10 protein-coding genes are annotated in these 12,493 nt (G+C 65.6%); 1 reads left to right on the forward strand and 9 read right to left on the reverse strand.

The window, feature by feature from the left end; all coding sequences use genetic code 11:
• Positions 1-56: 56 nt before the first annotated feature.
• The 7 genes from AC1VNY_RS37600 to AC1VNY_RS37630 all read right to left on the reverse strand — a co-directional run bounded on the left by AC1VNY_RS37600 (position 57) and on the right by AC1VNY_RS37630 (position 9,204).
• On the reverse strand, positions 57-1,421 hold the full coding sequence (locus tag AC1VNY_RS37600) for a M16 family metallopeptidase (protein ID WP_482408952.1): 1,365 nt from the start codon (positions 1,419-1,421) through the stop codon (positions 57-59).
• Positions 1,418-2,812: a M16 family metallopeptidase gene (locus AC1VNY_RS37605; RefSeq protein ID WP_482408953.1), complete on the reverse strand. Its 1,395-nt coding sequence runs from the start codon at positions 2,810-2,812 to the stop codon at positions 1,418-1,420. Before AC1VNY_RS37605 ends, AC1VNY_RS37600 begins: the two co-directional genes overlap by 4 nt.
• A gap of 152 nt (positions 2,813-2,964) precedes the next feature.
• Complete coding sequence (locus AC1VNY_RS37610; protein WP_028341057.1) at positions 2,965-3,696, reverse strand: hypothetical protein; 732 nt, start codon at positions 3,694-3,696, stop codon at positions 2,965-2,967.
• 100 nt (positions 3,697-3,796) lie between these two features.
• Positions 3,797-4,294: a signal peptidase II gene (gene lspA / locus AC1VNY_RS37615; RefSeq protein ID WP_482408954.1), complete on the reverse strand. Its 498-nt coding sequence runs from the start codon at positions 4,292-4,294 to the stop codon at positions 3,797-3,799.
• A gap of 166 nt (positions 4,295-4,460) precedes the next feature.
• On the reverse strand, positions 4,461-7,475 hold the full coding sequence (ileS, locus tag AC1VNY_RS37620) for an isoleucine--tRNA ligase (protein WP_482408955.1): 3,015 nt from the start codon (positions 7,473-7,475) through the stop codon (positions 4,461-4,463).
• A 209-nt stretch (positions 7,476-7,684) separates the two neighbouring features.
• Entirely contained in the window at positions 7,685-8,236 is a 552-nt protein-coding gene (locus AC1VNY_RS37625) for a sugar O-acetyltransferase (RefSeq protein WP_482408956.1), read from the reverse strand.
• Positions 8,233-9,204 (reverse strand): bifunctional riboflavin kinase/FAD synthetase, encoded by a 972-nt coding sequence (locus tag AC1VNY_RS37630; protein WP_482408957.1) that lies wholly within the window; start codon positions 9,202-9,204, stop codon positions 8,233-8,235. Before AC1VNY_RS37630 ends, AC1VNY_RS37625 begins: the two co-directional genes overlap by 4 nt.
• Before the next feature lie 214 nt (positions 9,205-9,418).
• On the opposite strand from AC1VNY_RS37630, the gene AC1VNY_RS37635 reads away from it, so the two are divergent.
• Complete coding sequence (locus AC1VNY_RS37635) at positions 9,419-9,814, forward strand: response regulator (RefSeq protein ID WP_016844467.1); 396 nt, start codon at positions 9,419-9,421, stop codon at positions 9,812-9,814.
• Between the two features lie 338 nt (positions 9,815-10,152).
• On the opposite strand, the gene AC1VNY_RS37640 is transcribed toward AC1VNY_RS37635, so the two are convergent.
• Both AC1VNY_RS37640 and AC1VNY_RS37645 read right to left on the reverse strand, forming a co-directional pair.
• Complete coding sequence (locus AC1VNY_RS37640; RefSeq protein WP_411782943.1) at positions 10,153-11,007, reverse strand: TIGR01459 family HAD-type hydrolase; 855 nt, start codon at positions 11,005-11,007, stop codon at positions 10,153-10,155.
• Between the two features lie 15 nt (positions 11,008-11,022).
• Positions 11,023-12,435 (reverse strand): EAL domain-containing protein, encoded by a 1,413-nt coding sequence (locus AC1VNY_RS37645; RefSeq protein ID WP_482408958.1) that lies wholly within the window; start codon positions 12,433-12,435, stop codon positions 11,023-11,025.
• Positions 12,436-12,493: the final 58 nt, after the last annotated feature.

Here is a 12,493-nt window from a genome sequence, read left to right on the forward strand (position 1 = left end):
GGAGAGGGGTGGCCACAACGGTGGTGTATGAAGAAGCGGACGCCCGCCGAAACGCGTCAGTTCGCCTTCGGCGGCGCCGACACCGGCTGTGCCGCGGCTTGCGGGGCGCGGCCGACGATTGCGGTGAGCAGGCCGTTGCCCCAGAGCCGCTTGGCCACCCGCTTGGCATCGTCGAGCGTCACCGCGTCGACGATGGCGTTGCGCTTCTCGATGTAATCGATCGGCAGCTTGTCGAGCTGGTATTGCAGCATCGCCTGCGCGAGCTTGGAGGAGGTGTCGAGCGCCAGCATCTGCGAGCCCTTCAGGTAGGACTTCGCCTCATCGAGTTCCTTCTGCGTCGGACCTTCCTCGGCGATGCGGCGGACTTCCGCTTCGATCGCATCGACGGTCTCGCCGGCGCGGTCGGCGCGGGTGCCGGTGTTGCCGATGAACAGCGCGGAGTGATCCATCCAGACCAGCGCTTCATAGATCGAGTAGGCCAGCCCGCGCTTCTCGCGCACTTCCTTGTAGAGCCGCGACGACAGCCCGCCGCCGCCGAGAATGTGGTTCACCACATAGGCCGCCATGAAATCCGGGTCGTGCCTGGCGATGCCGGGGCCGCCGAAGGTGACGACGGTCTGCGGCACGTCGAGCGGGACGAAGGCGCGCTGCGGCGGCCTGGTCGCCACGACGTCAGGGACGGGCGTCAATTCGGCCTTCGCCGGCAGGCCGCCAAAGGTCTTGTCCAGCAGCTTGCCGAGCGTATCGGGATCGACGTCACCGACCACGGCAACGCGCAGCGTATCCTTGGCGATGATGCGGCGGGTATAGTCCTTGAGATCCGGGATCTGGATGGTCGGCACGCTGTCGAGCGTGCCGGTGGCCGTCCTGGCATAGGGATGATCGCCGAATGCGAGCTCGAGGAATTTGCGGCCGGCGAGCGAGGACGGATTGGTCGATTCACGGCGCAGATTGGCGATCACCTGGGCGCGGATCCGTTCGACGTCCTTCGGCTCGAAGTGAGGCGAGGTCAGCGCCATCCGCAACAGGTCGTAGGCTTCGTCCTTGTTGTCCTTGAGCATGCGCAGCGAGCCGCGGAATTGATCGCGGTTCGACTGGAAGCCGAGCTCGATGGCGCGGCGCTCGAGCCGCTCATGATAGGTTTTGGAATCGAGATCGCCGGAGCCCTCGTCGAGCAGGTCGGCGACCAGATTGCCGACGCCGGGCTTGCCGGGCGGATCCTGGCTGGCGCCGCCGCTGAAGGAATATTCCATCGCGATCAGCGGCACGGTCGCGTCCTGCACGAACCACGCCTCGATGCCGCCGGGCGATACCAGCCGCTGGATCTTGGCCGCGGCCTGCGAGGGCGCCGACGTCAGCGTCAGCAGTGCGGCGCAGGCGCCGCCGATCAGCGCCGCACGGCGGGTGAGGGAATAGATCACGAGCGCTTCTCCTCGCGTTTCGGCGCAGTAGTATCCTTGATCAGATAGCCGGTCACCGACCGCTTCTTGTCGAGCCAGCTGGCGGCCGCAGTGCGCACCTGCTCGGCGGTGACGGCGCGAATGCGATCCGGCCAGCTGCGGATATCCTCGATGCTGAGCCCGGTGGTCAGCGCGCCGCCATACCAGCGTGCCAGCGTCGCCTGGTTGTCCTGAGCGTAGATCGCCTCCGCGATGAGCTGGGTCTTGACCCGTTCGAGATCCTCGGCGCGCGCCGGGTTCTGCGCGAGGTCGGCGATCACCTTGTCGATCGCGTCCTCGATCTGCGCGAACTCGACGCCGGGTTTCGGCGTCACCGAGATCGAGAATTGCGACGGATCGAGCGAGGTGCCCTGGTAGCCGGCGCCGGCCGAGATCGCTAGGCCCTTGTCGATCACCAGCGAGCGATAGAGATAGGAGTTGGCGCCGCCGCCCATCAACTGCGCGAGCACATCGAGCGCCTGGCTCTCGCCTGAAGCCGCTGTCGTCGCCGAGGGCACGAGGTAATAGCGGCGCAGGCTCGGCTGCTCGACGCGCGGATCCGACAGCGTCACGGTGCGCGGCGCGGCCGGTGTCGGCTCCTGCGGCCGGACCCGCTTCTCGGGGATCGCATGCTGCGCCGGGATCGGGCCGAAATTCTTCTCGACCAGCGGGCGGACATCCTTGACGTCGACGTCGCCGGCGATGACCAGGATCGCGTTGTTCGGCGCATAGAAGCGACGGTAGAAGGCGAGCGCATCCTCGCGGTCGAGCTTCTCGATCTCCTGGTGCCAGCCGATCACCGGCCGGCCATAGGGATGGTTGAGATAGAGCGCGGCCATGATCTGCTCGGTCAGCCTTGCATCCGGGTTGTTGGCAACCCGCATGTTGAACTCCTCGAGGACGACATCGCGCTCGGGCAGCACGTTCTCGTCCTTCAGGATCAGGCCGGTCATGCGGTCGGCCTCGAACTCCATCATGGTCGGCAGCTGCTCGCGCGGCACGCGCTGGAAGTAGCCGGTGTAGTCGACCGAGGTGAATGCGTTCTCATTGCCGCCGACGCGCAGCACGGTCTGCGAGAACTCGCCCGCCGGATGCTTGGCGGTGCCCTTGAACATCAGATGCTCGAGAAAATGCGCGAGGCCCGATTTGCCGGGCGTCTCGTCGGCCGAGCCGACCTTGTACCAGATCATCTGCGTGACCACGGGCGTGCGGTGGTCGGGGATCACCACGACCTGCAGGCCGTTGTCGAGCGTGAAACTGGCGGGGCGTTCCGAGGTGACGGTGGTCTGGGCGCGGAGACTGGCACCCGGCAGCGGGATGGTGGAAACGAATGCGGCAGCGAACAGGGCGATCGATCGGCGAGAGCGCATCATGGTCCTTATGAAAGCCCGGATACACAGCCGGGGCGCGAAAGCAAGCCATCGTACACGGTCGTTGCCGTGCCCATGGTCACGAAGCGGAGAGACACCCGCCGCCCCGCATTAAGCTTTGCTCATGTCAGCCTTCGCCCGAACAGGCCAAGCGATCACTGCACCGGTTTTCCGGTCATGACGTCGTACTGGCCTTCCTTCGCCATCGGCGCCTGCGGGCCGGTGCCGTAGGCATAGCCCGCGGACGGCGTCTGGTAGCCCGGAGGCGGCTCGGTCAGGGAATCGCGCGTCGGCTCGCCCTTGAACGGTTTGGACTCGCTGCTGTTCCCCTTGAACATGCCGAGCAGGCCGCCGGTGTAACCGAGCTGGCTCGGCATCAGCGACGGATTGGTGCTCACGCCGGGCTCGAGCGGCTCCTTGCGGCCATCGGTGGCGGTCTGCTGCTTGCGGCCGGCCTCGATCTCGGCCGGCGTCAACGCCACCGCCGACTGCCACGGCTCCTTCTTGACTTCCTTCTTGCGCGCCGCGATCGCAGCCTTGCGCGCGGCGATATCGGGGTCCTTCGGCCAGTTCGGCGCGTTGACCTGGGCGGTCGATGCCGGCGGGGGCAAATCGAGCTTGGGCGGCACCACCAGCGGCGAGCGCTCGCGGTAGTCGATGCCCTTGCTGGCCGCGCTCTTGGCGCCGAGCCCGGTCATCAGATTGTCGACGATCCGCTCTTCGAAGGTCAGGCCGTCGTCGCCGTCATCCTCATCGTCGCCGGCGCGCACCGGGCCGGCCGTCATGACAAGGCCGATCCCGGCTGCGACGAACGCCAGGCGCAGGCCGCGCATCAGCGACAGCCGGGACGTCTCGATCAGGTAACCGCGGGCTTTGGTGTTGCGCATCGCGCCATTCCCATCTCAAAATTCGCCAAAGCGATCACTGGCTTAGGCACAGTTCCGCTTGAGCAGGTGTCGACCGCTGACCGGCTCGTATCGGCCGGGATCAGGGCGCTTTTACGGCGGGGGTCCCCACCACGGAATCATACAATAGGGCTGCCACGCCAGCAACGATGGCTACATCGGCAAGGTTGAAGATGTACCAATTGAAGGTTTTTCCCCCGATCTCGGCATGAAGCAGGGCAAAATCGACCACCGCGCCATAGGCGAAGCGGTCGATGCCGTTCCCGATGGCGCCGCCGATGATCAGGCCGAGCGACACCGTCGCGAGCCAGGTCCGCGACCGCGCCATCCAGATCGCCAGCGCGATCACGGCCGCGGCCTTGATCACCATCAGCAGGATCTGGGCCGCCGGGGTCTCGCTCTGGAACCAGCCGAAACTGATCCCTGGATTCCAGGCGAGCACCAGGTCGAAGAACGGCGTCACCCGCACCGGGGCGTGACGCGCGATATCCAGGACGTGGAGCAGCCAGAGCTTGGAGGCCTGGTCGGCGATCAGCGTGATCACCGCCGCAAGCACACCGGCGCGAAGGGGCGAGCTCATCTGTCGGCCACCAAAGGTGTCGTCCCTGCGAAAGCAGGGACCCATACCCCGTGCCGGGTGTTGTTTGAATGACTCGTGGTCATCAATCCTCGTCCATTCCAGACAGCGGTGGTTATGGGTCCCTGCTCCCGTGCGCAATTGCGCACTAGGCAGGGACGACGGGGAGCTAGATGCCGACCCCCAGCGCCTTCCATTCGCGCAGCGCTTGCGCGTCGCGCGGCGAGACGTCGGGATATTCGGGGTCCTCGCCCACCGTCGGCAGGATCTTCCACGAACGGGCGCATTTGGTGCCGACCGCCTTCTCGACCACGACCGCAACGCCAGGCACGGCATCGAGGCGGAAGGCGTTCGCCGGCGCCTCACCCTCGCGCACCTCGTAGTTCGAGGTGATGCAGACTTCGGCGAGATCGATGTCGAACAATGTGGCCAGCATCTGTCTGTCGGCGACGTAGATCACCGGCGATGCCTCGAGCGAGGAGCCGATCCGCTTGGCGGCGCGTTCGAGTTCGAGCGCGCCGGTGACGACGCGGCGAACGTTTCGGATCGTCTCCCATTTCGCGGCAAGCGCGTCGTCGCGGAACTGCTCGAGACCTTCGGGGAACAACGTCAGATGCACCGAAGGCTCGGCGTTCGGCCGATACATCCGCCAGGCCTCGTCGGTCGTGAAGCTGACGATCGGCGCCAGCCATTTCAGGATCGCGTCGCAGAGCAGGTCGATCGTGGTCAGCGCCGCCTTGCGCGCCACCGAGGACGGCGGATCGCAATAGAGCGTGTCCTTGCGGATGTCGAAGTAGAACGCCGACAGCTCGGAGTTCATGAACGCCGCGAGGCTTGCGACCACGGTCTTGTAGTCGAAGTCGGCATAGGCCTTGCGGATGGTCTCGGCGTGGCCGGCGAGCTCGTGCAGCATCAGCCGCTCGAGCTCGGGCATCTCGGCAAAGGCGACCTTCTCGCTCGGCTTGAAATGATGCAGCGTGCCGAGCATCCAGCGGATCGAGTTGCGCAGCTTGCGGTAGGTCTCGATGGTGTTCTTGAGGATCTCCGGGCCGATGCGCTGGTCGTCGGCATAGTCGGTGGCGCACACCCACAGGCGCAGGATGTCCGCGCCGGAATCCTTGATCACCTTCTGCGGCTCGACGGTGTTGCCGAGCGATTTCGACATCTTGCGGCCGTTCTCGTCGAGCGTGAAGCCGTGGGTGAGCACGATGTCGTAGGGCGCGCGGCCGCGCGTGCCGGCGCTTTCCAAGAGCGACGAGTGGAACCAGCCGCGATGCTGGTCGCTGCCTTCGAGATACATCACGGTGTCGTCGCCGCCATCGACCTTGCGGACGATGTTGCCGAGCTGCGGGAAATTCTGGCGGTCTTCCAGCACGAAGGCGTGCGTGGAGCCGGAATCGAACCAGACGTCGCAGATGTCGTCGACCTTCTTCCAGTTCTCGGACGCGCGTGACCCGAGGAAACGCTCGCGGGCGCCGTCCCTGTACCAGGCGTCGGCGCCTTCCTCCATAAACGCCTCGGTGATGCGCTGGTTGACGACCTCGTCCTGCAGGATCTCGGCCGAACCGTCGCTGTTCTCGCGCACGAACACGGCGATCGGCACGCCCCAGGCGCGCTGGCGCGAGATCACCCAGTCGGGACGGTTGGCGATCATGCCGTTGATGCGGTTCTCGCCGGCCGGCGGCACCCATTGCGTGACCGAGATCGCGTGCAGCGCGCGCGCGCGCAGCGTGTCGCCCTTCTTCGCATGGCCGTTCTCGGCGATGTCCTTGTCCATCGCGATGAACCATTGCGGCGTGTTGCGGAAGATCACCGGCTTCTTGGAGCGCCAGGAGTGCGGATACTGATGCTTGAGGCGGCCGCGCGCGAGCAGCTTGCCGGCCTCGATCAGCGCCTTGATCACGGCCTCGTTGGCATCGCCCTTCTCGCCCTTGTCGTTGAGCACGCGTTTGCCGGTGAAGCCCGGAGCCTGCGCGGTAAACGCGCCGTTCTCGTCGACCGTATACGGGATCGCCGTCGGGATGCCGCGCGCATCGAGCTCGCGGGTGTTGGCCGTCCAGACGTCGAAGTCCTCGCGGCCGTGGCTCGGCGCGGTGTGCACGAAGCCGGTGCCGGTGTCGTCGGTGACATGCTCGCCGGCGAGCAGCGGCACGATGAATTCGTAGCCGCCACCGAAGCCGCGCAGCGGATGGGCGCATTCCACGGCGTCCAGCGTGTCGCCGGGAATATCGCGGACCTTCTCATAGGACGTGACGCGCGCCTGCTTGAACACCTCGGCGGCAAGCGCGTCGGCCAGGATCAACAGATCGTCGGTCTTCGCCCAATTGTCCGCCGGCGCATCCGTCACCTTGTAGAGGCCATAGGCGATCTTCGGCGAGAACGAGATGGCGCGGTTGCCGGGCAGCGTCCACGGCGTGGTGGTCCAGATCACGACCGAGGCATTGGCCAGCGCGCCGTGCGCCGGCGAGGTGACCGGGAATTTTACCCACACCATGTCCGAGGTGTAGTCCTCGTATTCGACCTCGGCTTCGGCCAGCGCGGTCTTCTCGACCACGCTCCACATCACGGGCTTCGAGCCGCGATAGAGCGTGCCGTTGGCCGCGAACTTCATCAGCTCGCGGGCGATCTGGGCTTCGGCCGGATAGCTCATCGTCTGGTAGGGATGATCCCAGTCGCCGATGATGCCGAGCCGCTTGAACTCCTCGCGCTGCACGTTGATCCAGTGCGTCGCATAGGCACGGCATTCCCTACGGAACGCGACCATCGCGGCGGAGTCGCGGAAGTCCGGCTTCTGCTTGCCCTTGGAGCGGTAGTTCTCCTCCTCGATCTTCCATTCGATCGGTAGGCCGTGGCAGTCCCAGCCCGGCACGTAGTTGGAGTCGAAGCCGAGCATCTGCTGGCTCTTGGTCACGACGTCCTTGAGGATCTTGTTCAGCGCGTGCCCGATATGGATGTTGCCGTTGGCGTAAGGCGGGCCGTCATGCAGCACGAATTTGGCACGGCCCTCGGCTTCCCGGCGGAGCCTGTCGTAGAGGCCGATCTCGTTCCAGTATTTCAGGATTTCCGGCTCGCGCTGGGGCAGGCCGGCGCGCATCGGGAATTCCGTCTGCGGCAGGTAAAGGGTCTTGGAATAGTCCCTAACGTCAGTCTTTTGGGCGTCGGTCTTTTGCGGCTTGTCGGACATGAAAGCTCTGATTTGGCAGGTGCGGGCGCGGATACGCGATCAATCGCGGGTGAAACGGCGAAGTCCCGGTCTTGCGCCGAGCCTTCAGGCTCAGGCGGAAGCCGGGCAGCTAATCCGTATGATGCGCCGCGAAAACATGGGGTTTCCATAGCAGCCGGACGGGGAAATCGCAAAGCCCCCGGTGGCCCGCGGCCCGCGCATGGCGCGGCTCAGGCCGGCCGTGCCCGGGCCGGATTTCCGGCCACGATCGCGCCGGGGGCGACGTTCCGTGTGACCACGCTGCCGGCCCCGACCAGGGCGCCGTCGCCGATCGTGACGCCGGGCAAGATGATGGCACCCCCGCCAATCCAGACGTCGCTGCCGATCCGGATCGGGCGGCCGAATTCCAGCCCGGCGCGGCGGGTTTCGGCATCGCGCGGGTGGTCGGCGGTATAGATCTGCACCGCGGGTCCGATCTGAGTCCGATCGCCGATCACGACCTCGACGACGTCGAGGATCACGCAATTGAAGTTGAGGAACACGCCGTCGCCGAGGCTGATATTGCTGCCGTAGTCGCAGAAGAACGGCGGCCGGATCACGGCGTCCTTGCCGACCTTGCGGAAGCGCTCGCCGAGCAGCGCGTGCAGCTCGGCCGCGGACGATGCGCCCGACGCGTTGTAGCGCGCCATCCATTGTTCCGCCGCGGTATGGTCGGCGGCGAGCTCTGCATCCGGGCGATACAGCTCGCCCGCCAGCATTTTTTGCTTTTCAGTCCTGTTCAACCAATCGCTCCGAGCTGCGGGAACGCGTCGGGTGCTGCGGCAAGTACCGCGCGCGCCTTGGCGCTGTCGTCATCCATCTGGCGTATCAACGCCTCGATGGTGTCGAATTTCAGCTCTTCGCGAATGAAACCGATGAATGCGACATCAAGCACCGCGTCGTACAGATCGCCCTTGAAGTCGAACAGGAACACTTCGAGCAGCGGCGCGCCGTTATCGAAGGTCGGCCGGCGCCCGAAGCTTGCGACACCGTCGAACCGTTGCGAGCCCTTGCCGACCCGCACCGCGTAGATGCCGTGCTTCAAGCCGCAATGCTTGTCGAGGCGGATATTGGCGGTGGGGTAACCGAGATCTCGGCCGCGCTTCTCGCCGTGGATCACCTTGCCGGTGACGAACCACGGTCCGCCCAGCATCGTGGTCGCATCCGCGATCTCGCCCTCGGCGAGCGCCATGCGGATGGCGCTGGAGGAAACCGGGCGTTCCTCGATGTCGACATGCGCCTGCACATCGACCTCGATACCGAGCCGCGGCGCTTCGCTGACCAGGAGGCTCGGCGAGCCGACCCGGCCCTTGCCGAAATGGAAGTCGTAACCGACTGCGATCCCGCTGATGCCGAGCCGGCCGATCAGGTCGTGGTGAATGAAATCCTGTGCCGAGGTCCCGGCGCGCGCCTTGTCGAACGTCATCACGACGGCACCGGCGAGCCCGGTGGCCGCGAGCAGCCGCAGCTTGTTGGTCTCGTCCGTGAGACGGAATTGCGGGGTGTTCGGGCTGAAGAAGCTGCGCGGATGCGGCTCGAAGGTCACGGCGAGCGCGGGCACGCCGTGTGCTCTGCCCATCGCAAGCGCCGCGCCGATCACGGCGCGGTGACCGAGGTGGACGCCATCGAAATTCCCCATTGCGACCACGGCGCCTTTCGGAATGGCGCTTGCGGGGGTGTTGTCGCGGATAACGGTAAAGCCGGTGCTCATGAGCGGTATTCTTCAAGGATTCTTAAGCATGATTGGTGCGGGCCGGACCGTGACGCGGCGGCGGCGTGGAAGTCAAGGCTAACGAAAATCGCGTCAAATCCGTAACAATCCGGATTCAGCCGGTTAACGCGCTGTTTAACGCCTGCTGTTAGTCGTTGGCGGAAAGCTGCGTTTGTGCAGAAGCCAAGTTGCGTTTGTCGTTTTGGGGGGAAAGATGGCGGTTGATTTGTCCATGCCGGTTCTGGTGGTTGATGATTACAGCACCATGATCCGCATCATCCGGAATCTTCTCAAGCAGCTTGGATTCGAAAATATCGACGATGCCTCCGACGGCTCCGCAGCGCTGAACAAGATGCGCGGCAAGAAGTATGGCCTGGTGATTTCCGACTGGAACATGGAGCCGATGACCGGCTACGACCTGCTCAAGGAAGTCCGCGCCGATCCCAACCTTGCGACCACGCCCTTCATCATGATCACGGCGGAATCCAAGACCGAGAACGTGATTGCGGCCAAGAAGGCCGGCGTGAACAACTACATCGTCAAGCCGTTCAATGCGGCCACGCTGAAGACCAAGATCGAGGCGGTCTTCCCGGACATGGCGACGGCGTAACCGCCCGACATCCCATCACGATTCATCCTCATCTCATCGCGCGCTAGCGAATGACCAGCGCCGCCTCACCGTCACCCTGAGGGCCGCGAAGCGGCGTCTCGAAGGGTCGACGGCCCGGCTGGTGGCCGTGCATCCTTCGAGACGCGCGCAAGAGCGCGCTCCTCAGGATGACGGGGCTAAAGCATGACGCGGATTGCACGATTTCGGAATATTAGAAGAATATCCCTGAGTTGCCTGACGTGTCAAGTTGGCTGGTCGAACGTCGGCTGCCGCGGGCTCCTTTGCATGGGGTTGTTTTCGATATTTTGGCGGCGCGCCCCTGCGATGGGTTGCTTCCGCTACCACTTCAGCTCGCGCATCAGCGCGCGCGGCGGATGGCCGAACAATTCCTTGATCGAGGCCGCATCGAGTTGCTCGATGCCCTCGAACTGTTCGGAATGGATGCCGCGGGTGACGAACAGGAGATCGATGCCGAAGCCATGGGCGCCGGTGAGATCGGTGCGCACGGAATCGCCGATCGCGAGCACGCGGCTGAGCTCGGTCGGACGCCCGCGGCGCTCGGTCGCCAGCGCCATGGCGCGCTCATAGATCGGCCGGTGCGGCTTGCCGTAGAAGATCACTTCGCCGCCGAGCTCGCGATAGAGTTCGGCGACCGCGCCGGCGCAATAGATCAGCCGGTCGCCGCGCTCGACCACGATATCGGGATTGGCGCAGACCAGCGTGAGCTTGCGCTCGAGCGCCTTCAGCAGCGTGTCGCGGTAATCTTCGGCCGACTCGGTCTCGTCGTCGAACAGGCCGGTGCAGATGATGTAGTCGGCCTGCTCCAGCGGCACCAGCGTGGCGTCGAGGCCGCGGTGGATCGAGCTGTCGCGCTCCGGGCCGATCCAGAAGATCTTCTGGCCGGGATGATCGGCCACGAAGTGGCGCGTCAGGTCTCCCGAGGAGACGATCGCATCATAGGTCTCGTCGGCGACGCCGAGCTTGCGCAGCTGGCGCTGCACGGAATCGGCCGGCCGCGGCGCGTTGGTGATCAGGATGACCGTGCCGCCTTGCTGGCGGAATGTGTGCAGTGCCTCGCAGGCCTCGGGAAAGGACTCGAGCCCGTTGTGCACGACGCCCCAGATGTCCGACAGCACGACGTCGACGCCGCCAATGAGATCGCGCAGCCGCTCTACGTAACGCAGCGAGGTCATGATGCGAATTGCCGGCTAGTTTGGACCGAGGGCGCGGCGCGCCAGCGCGGCGCTGCCGGTTGCGCGCGGCGGAGCTGCGGGGCTGGAGACAGGGGCTGAAGTGCTGGCGCCATTAAGATCCTGGGGGTTGGTCTGCGGAGCCTCGGCGGTAGCAGATGCCCCCTCCGGCCGCAACGGCCGCGGCGGCGCGAACAGGAACCCCTGGCCGAACCGGACATCGTAGTCGAGCAGGTCGACCACCGAGCGTTCGCCCTCGATCCGCTCCGCGATCAGGTCGATGCCGTAGCGGCCGAGCAGGTCGGACAGATCGGAAGGATGGATATCGGTGGTCGCGATCTGCCTGGCGTCGAGCAGCAGCGCCGCCGGCACCTTGATGAAGCGGACGCCGCGATCGGCGAGCTCGCGCGGCTCGAGGCGAAGGTCGCTGACATGGTCGATCGAGAACCGGTAGCCGCGCTGCGCCAGCGCCGAGAGATTCTCGCTCTCGACCGGGCCGAGATTGCGGAAGGTCGCCTGCTTGAACTCGAGCACGAAGGACGGCGCCAGCGCGCGGTTGGCCTCGAGGAAGTCGAGACATTGGGTGAAATGCGCCGGGTTGGACAGCGTCGCCGCCGAGACGTTGCAGAACACGCCGACATCCTTGCTGCGGATCATCAGGCGGCGCAGCACCTGGACGCAGCGAAGCATCACCATGTGATCGATGCGGCCGATCAGGCCGCCGGCCTCGGCCGCCTCGATGAAATCCTCGGCGGCCAGCACCTGGTCGCGCTCGTCGCGCAGCCGCGTCACCGCCTCGTAGTAGCGCACCTTGCGCTGCGGCAGCGTCACCATCGGTTGCAGGTAGATGTCGAGGCGGTTCTCGTCGATGGCCTGCCTGATCGCGCCGATCAGCTGGGTCTGGCTGCGCGAGACCTCCGGCGGAGCCGCAGGTGTCGGCGGAGGCGCAACCACGACGGTCGGCGCCGGCGCGACCCGTTGCAGCACATCGTCGCGCGGGGAGGCGACCGGCTGCACCGCCGGAGCCGCCGCCAGCAGATCCTCATGATGCGCGACGGATGCCGCAAGCTGCCGCACCAGTCCGCCGAGCTCGCTGATCTCGCCGGCCATCCCCTGCATTCGGTCGGCGCCGGTCGAGTTGGCCGAGGCGACGCGGCCCTCGACTGCGGCCAGCCGGCGGCCGAACTCGGCGACCTGGCGGGCAAGGTCGGCGGTGCCGCGCGACAGATCCGCGATCTGGCCGCCGACATCGCTGCGGTCGCGCAGCCGCATCGAGACCGCGTTGTAGAGGATCAGGCAGGTGAGGGCGGTGAGCGCCACGATCGCCGATTCCGATCCGCTGATGCCCGCCACCGAATACAGCACGAAGCCGAGCGAGGCTGCGAGCAGCACCATGCAAATGGCGATGAAGATCGTCGAAATGCGAATCATGTCGCGCGCCCGCGCCCTCTGTCCGAACGTCCCCGGACCGCGACCTTAGCACCATTGT

This window comes from Bradyrhizobium ferriligni, from assembly GCF_056837965.1.